The sequence below is a fragment of the Mucilaginibacter sp. P5_A6 genome (assembly GCF_056400585.1).
This window is the reverse complement of the sequence record NZ_JBFUKZ010000024.1, coordinates 75,118-91,607: the sequence shown is the minus strand read 5'-3', so window position 1 is coordinate 91,607 and position 16,490 is coordinate 75,118. Positions and strand designations below refer to the sequence as shown.

Below are 16,490 nucleotides of genomic sequence, written 5' to 3'. Positions count from 1 at the left end.
TTTATCCTTTGTCTGAAAATCCTTCATCCGCAAATCCTTTGTCTGAAAATCCTTCGTCCATAAAATCTTCATCCCAAATGAATATTCCCAAAATCATTCTCGCATCCAAATCGCCACGCAGGCAGGAGCTTTTGCGCTTGATGGACCTGGAGTTTGAGGTGGTACTGAAAGACGTGGATGAATCATATCCCGATGGTTTAACGCCACAGGAAGTTGCCGTTTATATAGCCCGAAAAAAAGCCGAAGCTTTTGACGAAACGATAGGGGATGAGGTAGTGCTTACTGCCGATACCATTGTTTGTGTTGATGGCCGGATATTAGGTAAACCCGAAACGCCCGAACATGCCATTCAAATGCTGCAAATGCTATCGGGCAAGGTGCATTTGGTGGTTACCGGGGTGTGCCTGTTATATAAGCATAAATACAATAGCTTTTTTGATGTATCGGAAGTGTTTTTCCGTAAGATGAGTTTGGAAGAGATCAGCAGTTACGTAGCTGAATATAACCCTCTTGACAAAGCCGGTTCATACGGAATCCAGGAGCGGATTGGACTTATAGGCATCGAAAAAATATATGGTTCATACACCAATGTAGTGGGCCTGCCAACCGAGAAATTATACGCCCAGTTAGTTAATTTAAATAAATAATATTTAAATTAAACCTTTTGTTTTTCATAAGTCTAATACTCAAATATAACAGAGCTAATTTGTCATGAAAACAACCATTAATTTAGGGCTGGTATTGTTGCTGATATCTGCCCTATCTGCTTGCAGCAGTTACAACTATTACACCGCAGCAAAAAACAAAACAAATCTTTCTGCCTACCGTACATTTGCCTGGCTTCCGCCAGATGCGCAGCCAAACAAGGCAGGTGGTATAGTGAAAAAAGAAATTGCCGATGAGAAGGTTAAAGAAACTGCCATCCAGGCATTAACCGCCAAAGGCCTTAAATTGCAGGAAACCGATCCGGATTTGCTGGTAAGCTATTCTACAGTGACCGGGCGGGGCGTAAAAAATGAATTTTACCCTGCCTATTATGGCTCACTTTACTCCGGCTGGGGCTGGGGCGGCTTTGGCTGGGGGTACCGTCCGTTTTATGGTTACGGTGGCTTTGGCTACGGTTGGGGCTGGGGATACCCTTATTATGGCGGAGGTGGCGTTATGGCCCGCGTACCTTACAAAGAAGGTACTTTGATCATCGACATTATTGACCGTAACACCAGGCAATTGATATGGCGTGGTTTTGGTGTTGGCGAATTACATAACCCAAAAACAACTTTAAAAGAATTACCTAAGGTAGTTAGCGGTATTTTGCAGCAACTTAACCTGAATTACACCGGCCAGGCATCCGTAGTTTTAGATACTAAAAAAGCTTAATACAAATTTATTTCACCTGCAAGCAATAAATTTAAAAATCCCTTTGAGCCTCAGGCTTGAAGGGATTTTTGTTTACGGTGTAAATGGATGGCGGTAAATACACCTGCCACTATTACCAATACAATTATCCAGGTATCAAGCGGGCAGGTATTTTCATAAGGATCCAGGCCATCGCAGGGAAGATCCTGTGCTTCGCCAATTACAGGGGCAGCTATAAAAAATAAGGCGATTAATAAACGATAAACAATACCCAACTTACCTTTACAGCTACTCATTACTTAAAGTTATTAAAATCTATTTTTTTAAAAATTTGGCTTTTCCTAACGAGTTGCCGCTATTATCATTCAGTTCAACAATATAAACGCCTGGTTTAAACTGGGAAACATTTTCACTCCAGCTGTTATTATCTGATGTTTTTTGCATCACCAATGTACCGGTTGCATCATAAACGTTTAGTTTATAGCTTGATGCCGCGGTAGTTGAATTGCCATAGGTAACTTTTACATTCAACGTTTCAACCGTTGGGTTGGGGTACAGGCTAAACATACCCGCGTTGCCGCTTTTATCAAAATAAATATTTACCGGGCCCGAATAGGTGATGTTGCCGTATAGGTCAACCTGTTTTAAGCGGTATACATTGTTACCTGTATTTGGTGTTTTATCGGTGTATTTGTAAATGGTAGCCCCATTGCTTTGTGTTTCATACACCGGCGAATAATCTGTTCCGTCTGCCTGCTGTTTTTCAAGTGTAAAGAAATAATTGCCTCCCTCATTGTAGGCCCGCCAGGTAACTAATACACCATCTGTAGCCTTTTGTGCGTTAAAGGTTGCCAATTGGTATTTGTGCCCGGGTACTTGTTGAACAGACAACTCAAAACGACCAGCCCCGAAAGTGGCAGTATCTGTTAGCAGAATATTGAAGGCATATGATTTGTATTTACCAATATCAAGCGAATCGCTCTTCAGGTGGTCAAGCAGGTAAACTTTATATTTAATGGTGTCGATATTTTTAATATCAACCAGGTCAATAGTATAAAAACCGCTGCTGGTAGCTTTTACAAATAATTTAACCTTTTTGCCCTTTGCTGCATAATCACCCAGCTGGTTTATTGATGTTCTTACGCCATCAACAGAATAACTCGACATAAATACTTTAGGCGCCATCCCGTCAAGATCCAGGGCATCCTCTGTATTATAATAATGATCATCCCAGTTTTTATTGAAGTAAATGCCGCATTGCGTGTTAACCACGCTATCTTTTGTCAACTGCAGGTGCAGGCCTGTTAAAAGCGGCTCATTAGCTGTGGACTTAAAGCTTTTGTTTAGCAAGGCAATATCACCTTTGGTACTCATAAGCAAAGCTGGTGTTGTGGCATTAGTTATAGCAGGGTATACTACCTTTTGACCTTCTTTAAAAGTTATAGTTTGTCCTGTAGCGGTAGCATCCATAATAAAACCTTGCCCGCTTACAATATATTTACTGGCCCTGGCATTGGAAGTCGCAGTGGTTTGTGCATTATAAGAATAATAAGTTTGTCCGGGTACGTTCAATTCCCAAAAAATTGGGCTTATGGCGTTAGTTCCCGCAATGTAATTATCGGTATAAACAACATCCAGGTTTATAGTGCTTGCATAAGGGTTGCCAACCTGGTTATAGCCGGGTAAAATACTTCCGTTACCACCAACAGTGTAAGGTATGGCGGTAGTACCTAATTTCCAGAATTTAACCGCAACATTTCCCTGGTTTAAATAGCCTGCCGCGGTAACTGTGGCGTTTTCGGGGGTTCGTGATGACGAGGTTGTGGTACTGCTGTTATCGCCTATAAAGTATAAAAGAAAGCTATTGCCTACAGGTATAGATACCCCCGAAGTTTGAACAGCCGGCTTGCCGGATAATGTTGTTACGGTTGAACCTGTAATGCTATAGATACCGACGTTTTTACCGGCTACAAAGGAAGTATTATCGGTTGTACGGCTTTCATCATATAAATACAGCGAGGGGTTACCATTCGTTACAAAAAAACCTGTTCCAGGGCCACCGGTTAAAGCGCCACTATAAGTAGTGCCATCAAAGATTTGCGAAGTACTTAAGTAACCAAGACCCAGATTTCCTCCTCCTGAAGTATTTGAGGTAACGTTAACAGGCGATGATACGAGACGATATCCCCTGTACCCGCTGCCGCCAGTTATATAACGCTGTACATTCACATTGCCGGCAATAGTTGCGCTGGTGGGGATAGCGGCAACAGTTGCCGTTGATGATGCATCTGATTTTAAGGTTAAAAGGCCGTTTGTTTGTAATACAGTACCCGAAGTTTTTATTTGCAAAACCCCCAGGCTTGATATTGAAAACCCTCCGCTGCCCGTAAACGACGGTGTGCCGCTTGCACCACCGGTAATTACCAGGTTGTTAAAATTTGTTATATCGCTGCTTGTGGCGTTGTTTATTACCGGCGATGCCGCGGTAAAATAGGCAGTATTTGTTGCTGCGGGTGTAACAACCGTAGGATCGCTTGCAGCCGGCGCTTGTGTAAATGTACCTGTATTGGTATAATTGGCGCCAATGGTTATATTGCCCGAAGCCATGTTCATTATGCCCGCGTTTGTTAGGGCGCCAACTACGGATGTGGTACCGGAGCCGCCGGTGATAGTTGAACTATTTATCCAGTTAGTACCGATAGTGGAGGTTGTATTATATGTCCCAAATGACACTGGTGATGACGTATTAAGTGCAGAATCTAATTGTAATATACCTGTGCCTGTTCCAATTGTGGTGGTACCGGTGGCTTGTATATAAAGATTATCATATTGCGGGGTTGACGGAACAATGGTACCTCCCCCGGTTCCAAAACCCACCAGTGATGTTGTGTAAACAGTTGGGTTTGCTCCTGTATAATAAACGCTTACTTTGCCGCCCGGTCGGTTACCATTAAAATTTACCGTTGCAATATTTATGCCTCCAACTTGTGCGGGCAGCGTAGGAACAGCGAATTGGTTTAACAGATATAAACTTGGGTTTGTTTGGCCGGATGGGTTAGTTCCGTTTACAGTAAAATAGGCTGCGTTAGCACTGGTATTTCCACTAATAGTGGTAAATTTAATTTGGCCGGTTAAATACATATTACCATTCTCTAACCTGAAACCTGTGCCGTTTGGTTTATTTACCGTCATGGTGGTATTAACATCCCCGCTTACATTTAGCGTTTTAACTTCAGAGTAAAAGAAATTAAAAGCTGTGGTTGATATAGTGGTGCCCGTACCCACCTTTATATTAGCACAGGAAACCGTTCCGCTCCCTTTTATATAATTGCTGACCGTTCCGCTGCCATTATTGTTATAATTAACTATTATATCGGTTGATAGCGTTAATGTACCATTTATTGTTACAAGGTTGACTGCCTGCTTTGGCCCATATGTAATACCTGCACATGATATGTTTTCTCCGCTTCCAATAACAGGAGAGTTGGTATAGGTATTATTGCTAACACCAAAGCGGGCTATATCACCTGCTACCGGGTAGCCGGTTGAAGTAGAGCCTGATGAGAGTGTCCAGTTATCTGCGTTTTTCCAGGAGGTAGTATTAATATAGGTTCCAATACAAATACCAAGTATATTTAATAGTGAACAGGTTCCGTCACCTGTCCAGTCAAAAGTAGCTGCTTTAATATTATTAAAACAGGTTACCGTTAAAAGGAAAAGCAATACCATCTTTTTGAGTCCACTTTTCATATTTGGATTTATAATGAGTTTGAAAATAGATGTGCGGGTACAGTTTATTTAATAAATTGATATCCAATACATTGATTAAAGCGAGGGGGAGTATAAAAGATTTATTTCTTAATAATTATAATTTATACGTATAGTTGTTGTTAAGTGTTGTAATAATTAAAAGTTAATTTAATTATTTGGATATTTACTTAACTAAAAATTAGTAATCGATTGGCTTTTTAGTAAAAAGGGAAGTACAACTGTTAGCCAATCATGTAAATTACTATGGTTAAAAGGAAACCTGGTATGAATCAAATTTCAAACATAAACCAGCGTTTTGTTGGTTCCAGAAAATTAAGGAAGGGAAATTTAAATAGAGAAAAAATCACTTTAAGCCCGAAGCGATTTTTGTTTATGGTGTAAATGGCTGGCGGTAAATATACCCGCTATTATTACCGATACAATTATCCAGGTATCAAGTGGGCAGGTATTTTCAAACGGATCCTGGCCATCGCAGGGAAGATCCTGTGCTTCGCCAATTACCGGAGCAGCTATAATAAATAAAGCGATCAATAAACGATAAACTATATTCAACCCACTCTTGCGATTTCTCATTATTTATAATTATGTTATTTTTTTAAGAATTTAGCTTTTCCTAACGAACTGCCGCCATTACCCTTCAATTCTACTATATATACACCGGGTTTAAACTGGGAAACATTTTCACTCCAGCTGTTATTATCTGATGTTTTTTGCATCACCAATGTACCGGTTGCATCATAAACGTTTAGTTTATAGCTTGATGCCGCGGTAGTTGTATTGCCATAGGTAACTTTTACATTCAACGTTTCAACCGTTGGGTTGGGGTACAGGCTAAACATACCCGCGTTGCCGCTTTTATCAAAATAAATATTTACCGGGCCCGAATAGGTGATGTTGCCGTATAGGTCAACCTGTTTTAAGCGGTATATATTATTACCTGTAATTGGTGTTTTATCGGTGTATTTGTAAATGGTAGCCCCATTGCTTTGTATTTCATATACCGGCGAATAATCTGTTCCGTCTGCTTGCTGTTTTTCAAGCGTAAAGAAATAATTGCCTCCCTCATTGTAGGCCCGCCAGGTTACCAGTACACCATCGGTAGCCTTTTGCGCGTTAAAGGTTGCCAATTGGTATTTGTGCCCGGGTACTTGTTGAACAGACAACTCAAAACGACCAGCCCCAAAAGTTGCAGTATCTGTTAGCAGAATATTGAAGGCATATGATTTGTATTTACCAATATCAAGCGAATCGCTCTTCAGGTGGTCAAGCAGGTAAACTTTATATTTAATGGTGTCGATATTTTTAATATCAACCAGGTCAATAGTATACAAACCGCTGTTTGTAGCTTTTACAAATAATTTAACCTTTTTGCCCTTTGCTGCATAATCGCCCAGCTGGTTTATTGATGTTCGTACGCCATCAACAGAATAACTCGACATGAATACCTTAGGCGACATTCCGTCCAGATCCAGGGCATCTTCTGTATTATTATAACCATCGTCCCAGTTTTTATTGAAGTAAATGCCGCATTGCGTGTTAACCACGCTGTCTTTTGTCAATTGCAGGTGTAAGCCGGTTAAGCGTGGTTCAGTAGTTGTGGCCTTAAAGCTTTTGTTTAGCAGGGCAATATCACCTTTGGTACTCATGAGTAAAGCCGGTGTTGTGGCATTAGTGATAGCAGGGTAAGTTACCTTTTGATCTTCTTTAAAAGTTATAGTTTGTCCTGTAGCGGTAGCATCAATAATAAAACCTTGTCCGCTCACAATGTATTTACCGGCTTTGTTATTTGATGTAGCACCATTGGAAGCATTATAAGAAATATAGGTTTGTCCGGGTACACTTATCTCCCAAAAAATTGGGCTTATGGCGTTAGTTGTAGCATTGTAATTATCCGTATAAACAACATCCAGGTTTATAGTACTTGCATAAGGATTACCCACCTGGTTATAGCCGGGCAAAATGCTTCCTGTACCTGTGTGGTAAGGTATTGAAGTGGAATTGGTATTCCAGAATTTAACCGGTACATTTCCCTGGTTTAGATAACCAACTGCTGTAACTGTGGCGTTTTCGGGGGTTCGTGATGACGAGGTTGTGGTACTGCTGTTATCGCCTATAAAGTATAAAAGATAGCTGTTGCCAACAGGCACAGATACGCCTGAAGTTTGAACCGCAGGCTTGCCGGACAATGTTGTTACCGTTGAACCTGTAATGCTATAGATGCCAACGTTTTTACCGGCTACATAGGACGTGTTATCAGTTGTACGGCTTTCATCATATAAATACATCGATGGGTTGCCATTAGTGACAAAAAAGCCTGTTCCAGGGCCCCCTGTTAAAGCGCCATTGTAAGTGGTGCCATCAAAAGTTTGTGATGTACTAAGATAGCCCAAACTTAGGTTACCGCCGCCAGCCGTATTCGAGCTGTTGTTAACGGGCGATGACATCAAACGATATCCCCTGTACCCGCTGCCGCCAGTTATATAACGCTGTACGTACACATTGCCGGTAATAGTTGCGCTGGTGGGTATTGCGGCAACAGTTGCTGTTGATGATGCATCTGATTTTAAGGTTAAAAGGCCGTTTGTTTGTAATGCAGTACCCGAAGTTTTTATTTGCAAAACCCCCAGGCTTGATATTGAAAACCCTCCGCTACCCGTAAACGAAGGTGTGCCGCTTGCACCACCGGTAATTACCAGGTTGTTAAAGTTTGTTATGTCGCTGCTTGTGGCGTTGTTTATTACCGGCGATGCTGCGGTAAAATAGACAGTATTTGTTGCCACCGGACTAACAACCGTAGGATCGCTTTTAAGTGCCGCCTGGGTAAATGTACCTGTATTGGTATAATTGGCCCCAATGGTTATATTGCCCGAAGCCATATTCATTATACCTGCGTTTGTTAAGCTGCCACCTATGGATGTGGTACCCGTTCCGCCGGTTATGGTTGCAGCTGCATCATTTTGCCAGTTTGTACCAATTGTAGTTGTAGTAGTTGCAGTTGCAAAGGTTGTGTTAATGGATGTGGTTAATGCAGAGTCGAGCTTCAATACTCCTGCGCCGGAGCCTAATCCAATTGTGGCGGTGCCAGTACCATTAATAATAAGGTTATCATATTGGGAGTTTGAGGTAACAATGGTTCCACCGCCCGAGCCAAAACCTTTGAGAGAGGTAGTATAAATAGTTGGACTTGCCCCCGTGTAAATTACTGTAATTTTACCACCGGCTAAGGACGTACCGTTAAAATTGACGGTAGCCTTATTTAATCCCCCGCTGGTTTGCGGCAGCGAGGTAGCAACGCCTAATGCATTGGAGTGGCTAAGCGTTAAGGTTGGGCTGCTTTTAATCCCCGAGGAATTTAACGCATCAATTGTAAAATATCCAGCGTTGGCGGAGATGGCTCCAGAGACTGGGGTAAATAAAATTTGACCGCCTATTGCCATACTGCCGGCTTGTAACCTAAAGCCACAGCCATTTTGTTGTGCAGTATTCATGATAACAGTAACATTGCTGGTAACGTTAAGGTTTTTTACCTCCGAAAAAAGAAAATTATAGTTTGTGGTAGTGCTTGAACCACTGCCAACCTGGATGTTGGCGCAATTAATTGTACCTGTGCCTAATAAAAAATTATTAATTCTACTATTAGTAACGGCATTGCTGTTATAGTTTTGAGTAATGCTGCCAGTTACATTTAAAGTTCCAACGTCTACCGTTAATGTAGTGCCGTTAAAAAGGAGATTAGTGACATTGATAAATTGATTGGGCCCAAATGTTACCGATGCAACAGTTAAGCTTTGACCGGAAGATAAAGCTAAATTTGGTTGGTAGAGAAACAATGCTAATGCACTTACCCCAAAGCGAACAATATCGTCTGTTCTGCCATTACTTCCAGGGTAACTTGCTGTTGTACCTCCGGTTCCGGTTATTGTCCAATTGAGCGTAGTGGTCCATGAATTTGAAAGTACGCCGTTCCAATTAAAAGTATATACAGCAAAAACGTTGCTTTGTATAAGCATTATAAATGCAACCGATAGGAAGGTTTTTAGTAAGCGTGTTTTAAGGTTATGGTGTGTCACGGTATAATTAATTAGTATTTATACGATAAGTTTATTTTTAACAGGCTATGTGTTAGCTTATTAAGCCACGATAACTGATGTTCCTATTAATAATAAATTTATACGTGTGGTTATTTAACTATGTTGTAATAATTAATTATTTTTTTAAAATTATTGGCTAAATAATTTGTGGTTAAAAAGTGTTGTTTTTACAGTTAAAAAAAGAGGTGTACGGCGGGTAGAATAATGATAGCCCGACATTAGGCCTGGGATATAAACATTTCGGGCGTTTTTTATTTACAGCCTATATAATCACATTCGTTAGCCCGTAATAATTTTTATTTTATAGTTTTATAAAAATTATTCCCTGCATAAATAATTCAAAACTTAAGGTATTCAATCACAATTTAAAAAATGAAAAAAGTAATTCTTGTAACAGGGGCATCATCTGGTTTAGGGTTGGCCACAGCCACAGCGCTGGCAGCCGAAGGGCACACGGTTTATGGTACAACGCGCGATATTAAACGCATATCCGGTGTGTCATTTAACCCGCTGCAAATGGATGTTACCGATGATGCATCTGTAAACACGGCTATTGCAACTATTATTAAAGCCGAAGGYAAGATAGATGTACTGGTAAACAATGCAGGTAATGGTATCACAGGCCCGCTTTATGCCATGCCTGTTGATGCTGCAAAAAAACAATTTGAGGTTAACTTTTTTGGTGTGGTACGGGTAAGCAGTGCCGTTTTACCGGGAATGATAGAAAAGAAACAAGGATTGGTGATCAACATCGGTTCGTTGGCCGGCCTGTTTGGTTTGCCATACCAGGGTTTATATAGCGCATCTAAATTCGCTATTGAAGGATACTCTGAAAGTTTGCGCATGGAGTTGCAAAATACCGGTGTTAAAGTATCTGTAGTAAACCCTGGCGATTTCAAAACCGATTTTACCGGCAACCGCGAAAAGCTGCCTTTCACCCTGAAAAACGATCAGCTTAAGAAAGAATTTGACGCCGCTGTAGCTGCAATGGAAAAGGACGAAAGCATAGGTGCAAGTCCGGCTAAACTGGCTGCGCAGATCTGTAAGATAGTGGCCAAATCAAAACCGGCTCATAGTTATTTGGTTGGTGCAATCGGGCAAACTATAGTGCCTACACTTAAAGCCATTTTACCAGGCCCTATATTCGTGAAACTAATGAACGATCATTACGGGATTAAGTAATTTGGAGTGAATGGTTGTGTTAATTTGAAAATTAGCTGATTTGAAAATTTGAAGATGTTAATTAAAAGCTATCGTCTATTTTCTAAATTCTGTTAATTTTTTAATTTCAAAAATTCCGGTTCAGAAAAATTACCAGCCATTCATCCAGCCACTCACCTTAACAATGAAAGAAAAAAACGATAAAAAAACTATCTGGGCATGGGCTATGTTCGATTGGGCGAATCAATCGTATAACATGGTGATTATATCTACCATATTCCCGGCCTATTATGTGGGTATTACGCAGGATAAAAATCCCGGAGGGATGGTTACTTTTTTTGGCCACCGGTATGTAAATACTGTACTGTCAACTTACATACTTGGCCTATCTTACCTTATTATTGTAGTGTTATTGCCTATATTAACCTCCATTGCCGACTACAAGGGCCATAAAAAATTGTACATGCAGCTTTTTACCTGGCTGGGTACGCTTGCCTGTTTCGGTTTGTTTTTTTTTAAGATGGAAACCTTTGAGTTCGGTATGATCTGTTTCGGGCTGGCCTCTGTTGGATATTGTGGTGGTTTTGTGTTTTATAATTCCTACCTGCCCCAGATAGCCACGGTTGATAAGCAGGATGCCGTAAGCGCCAGGGGTTTCATATATGGTTTTGTCGGGAGTATTGTAGTGCAAATACTTTGTTTTGTATTTGTATTGGGACACAAATGGTTAGGTATTACCGAAGATTTCTCGGCCCGCTTATCATTCCTCATCGTGGCATTATGGTGGATAGGCTTTTCGCTTATCCCGTTTTACCTGCTGCCCAAAGGGGTGCCAAACGCAGGCTCGCATGAGTATAATGTGTTTACCGGCGGCTTTAAAGAACTGGCTAAGGTTTTCAAAAAGGTTAAGCAACTTCCCTTATTAAAACGTTTTTTACCCGCATTCTTCTTTTATTCGGTAGGTGTGCAAACCATTTTGCTGGTGGCAGCCAACTTTGCTGCCAAAGAGCTTAAAATGCCCGACGACGCATTGATAGGTATAATCCTTGTTATACAGGTAGTTGCTATAATTGGAGCCGCTATAACCGCCAAAGCATCAGGAAAATATGGAAATGTTAAAGCCTTATCGGTTATAGTTGCCATGTGGTGTGTGATATGCGCATGTGTTTACTTTATTGCCAACGCAAACCAGTTTTATGTTGCGGCCGTTTTTGTTGGCCTGGTTATGGGGGGCGTACAGTCGTTGTCACGTTCAACCTACTCTAAATACATTCCACAAAACATTCCGGATACGGCTTCGTATTTTAGCTTTTATGATGTTACCGAAAAGCTGTCTATAGTAGTGGGCTTATTCACTTTTGGTTTTGTAGAAGGATGGACAGGCGAGATGCGCGATTCGGCCCTGGTGCTTGATGGTTTCTTTGCTATCGGTTTTGTGCTGTTATTGTCGCTCCTGGTTTTTGAAAAGAAAGTACGGACTACGGAGGCTGTTGCTACGTAAATTGTTTGAATCTGGAGAAATCCAAAACATCCGACAAATCCACTTAATTCCGGTTCAGACAAAATGAGGTAGTAGTTGCTTACGAAGACACAGGCAACGGGGGAAAAACTCTGATTCTGACAAACACGTTTTATCAGTATTTGATAATTACACATTGAAAAGACACTGCATCGGCCAAAACTAAGTACATTTGCGGTTTGTTAAGTAAAAGTAATGGCTAAAGTTTCTATCAACCTGGCAACGGGTTCTATACAAAAGGAAGATATTATTGTAGGGATTGATCTGGGTACCACCAATTCGCTGGTGGCGTTCATAAATCCGGATAAACAACCGCATGTAATAAACGATACAGGTAAAGGCGTTTTGGTACCCTCGGTTGTGCATTTTGGTCCAACCGGCGATGTGCTGGTAGGTAACGAGGCTAAAGAATACTTAATTACCGATCCGCAGAATACTGTTTTTTCGGTAAAGCGATTGCTGGGTCGTAGTTATCACGATATTGCGAATTATAAAGATTTTTTCTCGTACAAAGTTATTGATGATGATACCGAAAGCCTGGTTAAGATAAAGGTTGGCGACAAGTTTTATACACCCATAGAGCTATCGGCCCTGATATTAAAAGAACTGAAAACCCGCGCCGAGCATGCCCTTAAAACGCCTGTAAACCGTGCGGTAATCACTGTGCCGGCTTATTTTAATGATTCGCAACGCCAGGCAACCCGCGATGCAGGCAAACTGGCCGGACTTGACGTTTTACGCATTGTAAACGAGCCAACAGCCGCAAGTTTGGCCTATGGGATCGGTCTTGATCCCGATGAAACAAAAACCATAGCTGTTTATGACCTGGGCGGAGGCACCTTTGATGTATCTGTCCTGCAGATCCAGAGCGGTATTTTTGAAGTATTGGCAACCAATGGCGATACATTTTTAGGAGGCGACGATTTCGACAGGATCATTGTTGATTACTGGATAGAAAAAAATAACCTTAACAAAGCCGAGGTTATAGCCAATAGTGAACTTGCCCAGCAACTACGCCTTAAAGCCGAAGAAGCCAAGAAAGCGTTTGCTCATCAAAGCCTGTTCAACGAAAAGATAGGAGAGATCTGGTGCACGCTGGACAGGAACACATTTGAGCAACTGATTATGCCTAAGGTGCAGCAAACCATTACCAGCTGCCAAAACGCGCTGAAGGATGCTAAGTTAACTATCGGCGATATTGATGAAGTGGTGATGGTTGGCGGATCAACCCGCACGGCTTTGGTTAAAAAGATGGTGGCGGAGTTTTTTGGTCGCCCGGTACATGATGAGCTGAACCCCGATGAAGTGGTTGCATTAGGTGCTGCCATCCAGGCCGATATTTTGGCCGGGAACCGTAAAGATATTTTATTGCTGGATGTTACCCCGCTTTCCCTTGGTATAGAAACCATGGGCGGTTTGATGGATGTAATTATCCCGCGTAACAGCAAAGTGCCAACCAAAGGCGGCAGGCAGTATACCACCTCTATAGATGGGCAGGTAAACATGAAGATAGCCGTTTACCAGGGTGAACGCGACCTGATCAGGGAAAATCGTAAACTGGCGGAGTTTAACCTAAAGGGTATCCCCAGCATGCCGGCAGGTTTCCCAAAGGTGGACATCAACTTTTTGCTGAATGCTGATGGGATATTGACAATACAAGCTATTGAACTGCGCTCGGGCGTTAAGCAGGAGGTGGAAGTAAAGCCAACCTACGGCATTACCGATGAGCAGGTTGAGCAAATGTTGATGGATAGCATTACCCACGCTAAAGAGGATGTAAGTGAGCGCATGCTGATAGAAGCCCGCACTGAAGGCGAGCAAATGGTTTACACTGTGGAGCGGTTTTTGCAAAAGAACGGCAGCTATGTATCGGCAGAGGAGACCGAACAAACCAACAAGCACTTAGCGGCATTAAAAGCTGCTATTGCGACTGGCGATAAGGACCTCATCCTGAAAAATATAGATGAAATAAACGAATACACCCGCCCGTTTGCCGAGCGACTGATGGACCAGGCTATCAGCACCGCAATGCGTGGCAAGAGTATTGAATAGTATACAGCACTTAACTTTATAAATGAGAAGCATTAAAGCAGTATTTACATTTTTAGCAGTTACGGCTGTGTTATCAGGATCATTCAATAAAGTTTACGCTGCAAATATTACCGGCAAAGGCAAAAAGGACACTACGGTGAAAACCCTTGCTACAATTGATACCATGCGGTACGATTCGCTGATGAAGTATTTGGCCAATGGCGATAAAACCGGTAAATGGCCGGTTAAAAAGGTGCCTGTGCCGCTGCCGGGCGCTATTTTGCCTTTTAACCGTGTTGTGGCGTTTTACGGCAATATGTATTCCAAAAATATGGGTGTATTAGGCGAGTTTGAGCCTAAGGTTATGATGGCTAAATTAAAAGCCGAATGTAAAAACTGGGAAAAAGCCGATACACTTACCCCTGTAGTACCAGCCCTGCACTACATTTGTGTAACCGCACAGGCCGATGCCGGCAGGAATGGCCTGCATAACCTGAGGATGCCCTTTAGCCAGATAGATAAAGTGATAGACATGGCAAAAAGCATGAATGCTTTGGTGTTTTTAGATATCCAGGTTGGGTTTAGCACAGTACAAACGGAGTTGCCGCTGTTAGAAAAATATCTTAAAATGCCCAATGTCCATTTCGGCATCGACCCTGAATTTTCGATGAAAGAGGGGAGCGTTCCAGGCAAACGCATTGGTACGTTTGATGCAGATGATATCAATTATGTATCGGGATACTTAAGTTCGCTTGTTAAAAAATATAACCTTCCTCCTAAAATATTTGTGGTACACCGCTTTACCAAACGTATGGTTACCAATTACAAGGATATAAAATTACGCAACGATGTACAGTTTGTAATGGATATGGATGGCTGGGGTGGCCCCGAGTTAAAAAAAGGCACCTACAAATACTATGTAGCAGGCGAACCGGTACAGTTTACAGGATTTAAGTTGTTTTATAAAAACGATATCAAAAATGTACCGCATAGGATGCTTACCCCCAAAGAGGTACTGGCTTTAAAGCCGAGCCCGATTTATATACAGTACCAGTAGGAGGTGAGTTGTGAGTGGGTGAGTGGAAAATACCGCTTAAGTTAATCAAAATTTACCCTCTTTAGCTGCCGCGAGGTTTTACCTCGTGGTGAACCATGCCCTGAGCTTTCAGCTGAAATTATCACGCATTCTGTCTATTCTAAAATTCTGTAAATTTTATTCAGGCGATTGCGATAGGGATAAAAGCAGATACCGGCCTGTGAATAAGGCCTGTGCAGCTGTTAGCCCGGGCCGGAGGCATCGCAGTTAGTATTAAAGCTTCACTATTTTCTTGATATTTATATAAACGGTATGCGTTATATGCTTTTCAAAATTATATATTAGCCTACCTAAATAATCATAATGAAACCGTTTCGTAAATATCTTCTGATCTTTTTAATTGTTTTGGCGGGGAAAATATCTTCAGCCCAGAATATGGGAGCAAGAAATGCTATGCAGGCGCAAATGCAGATGAGCACGCAGATGCAAATGAGTATGATGGCCAGGATGCATTCAGATGGCAACCTTAAATATAAGTTTTTTGTAATAATGGCGGATAGCAGCCGGAAAGAAGTAACCTCAACAATACTAATTGATAAAAGCACGCATAAACATTATTTGTTATATGTAGATAAGAGCCTGCCAAAAGGTGATACAAACCGAAACCAAAGGATATACCCCAATCAAACAATAAGTATCGAACGTAGTAGTCCCCTGATCGTTGATTTGAGGGCGCCTGTAAATACTCCGCGCGAAAAACTCTATAAAGGAATAGCCAAAGATAGTTGCTGGATGTTTAAGGTTTTATCGGGCAGTATCAACGTATACGCGTATTTAAGTTTCGAAACTGATCGTGGTTTTGACGAAGGAACAATAGTTGGAATCCAGCTGCACGATGATGGCCCCATAGTGAAATGCACAGAGGAAAACTTAAAACAGATGGTTGGAAATGATATTGATGCGTTGCAAAATATCCAGCACAAAAATTATGTAAAGGCAATAAATAAATATAACCGTAACAGGAGGAAAGAAGCAGAAAAGGTCGCGGGGAAATAAATAATGAGCGCCTGTTTGGACCAAAGAAATAATCACATAAAAAGCGCCTCAATTCAAGGCGCCTTTTTTATGTCGTAACAAATTTCTACAGTTTACCCATTGCCTCCTGTTCCTTTAATGCTGCTATATTGTTCGCGTCGCTAAAGGTGTCTGTTTGGGTAGCAAAATCCTGCAGGATGCTTGCAATAGTGTCCAGGTTATCGGCTACGCGCTGGTGCATGTCGGGAAGGTCTTTTTCCAGCCGCTTATCGCCTAACTCTATATTGTCGACCTCAATCTTGGCAAGCTTGGTGATAATGGCCTGTTGACTATTCTTCAAATCCTCTAATTCATGGACAATTTTCTCCATCAGTCCGAATTTCTTTAACTTATCCATAGTGTTGTGTTTTTTAATTTTAATTATATTTAGTTAACTCCAAATAATAAAAATTGTTTAGCATTTGGATATTTCATTTATAACTAATAATTT

The 16,490-nt window shown here is 41.5% G+C and carries 12 protein-coding genes; 7 read left to right on the top strand and 5 right to left on the bottom strand.

Annotated elements, in window-relative coordinates; translation table 11 throughout:
* Positions 1-77: 77 nt before the first annotated feature.
* Both AC1DO4_RS22250 and AC1DO4_RS22245 read left to right on the top strand, forming a co-directional pair.
* Complete coding sequence (locus AC1DO4_RS22250; protein WP_477419769.1) at positions 78-647, top strand: Maf family protein; 570 nt, start codon at positions 78-80, stop codon at positions 645-647.
* Between the two features lie 64 nt (positions 648-711).
* Positions 712-1,377 carry a DUF4136 domain-containing protein gene (locus tag AC1DO4_RS22245; RefSeq protein ID WP_477419768.1) on the top strand — a complete coding sequence of 222 codons (666 nt, stop codon included), beginning with the start codon at positions 712-714 and terminating at the stop codon, positions 1,375-1,377.
* A gap of 50 nt (positions 1,378-1,427) precedes the next feature.
* On the opposite strand, the gene AC1DO4_RS22240 is transcribed toward AC1DO4_RS22245, so the two are convergent.
* The 4 genes from AC1DO4_RS22240 to AC1DO4_RS22225 all read right to left on the bottom strand — a co-directional run bounded on the left by AC1DO4_RS22240 (position 1,428) and on the right by AC1DO4_RS22225 (position 9,197).
* Positions 1,428-1,652, bottom strand: coding sequence for a hypothetical protein (locus AC1DO4_RS22240; RefSeq protein WP_477419767.1), 225 nt, complete (start codon positions 1,650-1,652; stop codon positions 1,428-1,430).
* 19 nt (positions 1,653-1,671) lie between these two features.
* Positions 1,672-5,106, bottom strand: a complete 3,435-nt coding sequence (locus tag AC1DO4_RS22235; protein ID WP_477419766.1) for a T9SS type A sorting domain-containing protein — start codon at positions 5,104-5,106, stop codon at positions 1,672-1,674.
* Between the two features lie 369 nt (positions 5,107-5,475).
* Positions 5,476-5,700: a hypothetical protein gene (locus AC1DO4_RS22230; RefSeq protein WP_477419765.1), complete on the bottom strand. Its 225-nt coding sequence runs from the start codon at positions 5,698-5,700 to the stop codon at positions 5,476-5,478.
* A gap of 14 nt (positions 5,701-5,714) precedes the next feature.
* Positions 5,715-9,197, bottom strand: a complete 3,483-nt coding sequence (locus AC1DO4_RS22225; RefSeq protein WP_477419764.1) for a T9SS type A sorting domain-containing protein — start codon at positions 9,195-9,197, stop codon at positions 5,715-5,717.
* A 393-nt stretch (positions 9,198-9,590) separates the two neighbouring features.
* Between AC1DO4_RS22225 and AC1DO4_RS22220 the strand changes: the two genes are divergently transcribed.
* The 5 genes from AC1DO4_RS22220 to AC1DO4_RS22200 all read left to right on the top strand — a co-directional run bounded on the left by AC1DO4_RS22220 (position 9,591) and on the right by AC1DO4_RS22200 (position 16,021).
* Entirely contained in the window at positions 9,591-10,400 is an 810-nt protein-coding gene (locus tag AC1DO4_RS22220; protein WP_477419763.1) for an SDR family oxidoreductase, read from the top strand.
* A gap of 163 nt (positions 10,401-10,563) precedes the next feature.
* The gene (locus AC1DO4_RS22215; protein WP_477419762.1) at positions 10,564-11,880 is read left to right on the top strand and encodes an MFS transporter; all 1,317 of its coding nucleotides are present in this window, start codon (positions 10,564-10,566) and stop codon (positions 11,878-11,880) included.
* Between the two features lie 213 nt (positions 11,881-12,093).
* Positions 12,094-13,950 carry a Fe-S protein assembly chaperone HscA gene (gene hscA, locus AC1DO4_RS22210; protein ID WP_477419761.1) on the top strand — a complete coding sequence of 619 codons (1,857 nt, stop codon included), beginning with the start codon at positions 12,094-12,096 and terminating at the stop codon, positions 13,948-13,950.
* Between the two features lie 22 nt (positions 13,951-13,972).
* Positions 13,973-14,986: a hypothetical protein gene (locus tag AC1DO4_RS22205; RefSeq protein ID WP_477419760.1), complete on the top strand. Its 1,014-nt coding sequence runs from the start codon at positions 13,973-13,975 to the stop codon at positions 14,984-14,986.
* A 342-nt stretch (positions 14,987-15,328) separates the two neighbouring features.
* On the top strand, positions 15,329-16,021 hold the full coding sequence (locus tag AC1DO4_RS22200; protein WP_477404213.1) for a hypothetical protein: 693 nt from the start codon (positions 15,329-15,331) through the stop codon (positions 16,019-16,021).
* An 85-nt stretch (positions 16,022-16,106) separates the two neighbouring features.
* Here AC1DO4_RS22200 and AC1DO4_RS22195 read toward each other — a convergent pair whose 3' ends face one another.
* Positions 16,107-16,397, bottom strand: a complete 291-nt coding sequence (locus AC1DO4_RS22195; protein WP_477404211.1) for a hypothetical protein — start codon at positions 16,395-16,397, stop codon at positions 16,107-16,109.
* Positions 16,398-16,490: the final 93 nt, after the last annotated feature.

Bases quoted from the DNA above. Each gene is read 5' to 3' on its own strand.
- AC1DO4_RS22240 (WP_477419767.1), bottom strand. From the start codon at position 1,652: ATGAGTAGCTGTAAAGGTAAGTTGGGTATTGTTTATCGTTTATTAATC.
- AC1DO4_RS22205 (WP_477419760.1), top strand. From the start codon at position 13,973: ATGAGAAGCATTAAAGCAGTATTTACATTTTTAGCAGTTACGGCTGTG.
- AC1DO4_RS22245 (WP_477419768.1), top strand. From the start codon at position 712: ATGAAAACAACCATTAATTTAGGGCTGGTATTGTTGCTGATATCTGCC.
- hscA (WP_477419761.1), top strand. From the start codon at position 12,094: ATGGCTAAAGTTTCTATCAACCTGGCAACGGGTTCTATACAAAAGGAA.
- AC1DO4_RS22250 (WP_477419769.1), top strand. From the start codon at position 78: ATGAATATTCCCAAAATCATTCTCGCATCCAAATCGCCACGCAGGCAG.
- AC1DO4_RS22235 (WP_477419766.1), bottom strand. From the start codon at position 5,106: ATGAAAAGTGGACTCAAAAAGATGGTATTGCTTTTCCTTTTAACGGTA.
- AC1DO4_RS22230 (WP_477419765.1), bottom strand. From the start codon at position 5,700: ATGAGAAATCGCAAGAGTGGGTTGAATATAGTTTATCGTTTATTGATC.
- AC1DO4_RS22215 (WP_477419762.1), top strand. From the start codon at position 10,564: ATGAAAGAAAAAAACGATAAAAAAACTATCTGGGCATGGGCTATGTTC.
- AC1DO4_RS22195 (WP_477404211.1), bottom strand. From the start codon at position 16,397: ATGGATAAGTTAAAGAAATTCGGACTGATGGAGAAAATTGTCCATGAA.
- AC1DO4_RS22200 (WP_477404213.1), top strand. From the start codon at position 15,329: ATGAAACCGTTTCGTAAATATCTTCTGATCTTTTTAATTGTTTTGGCG.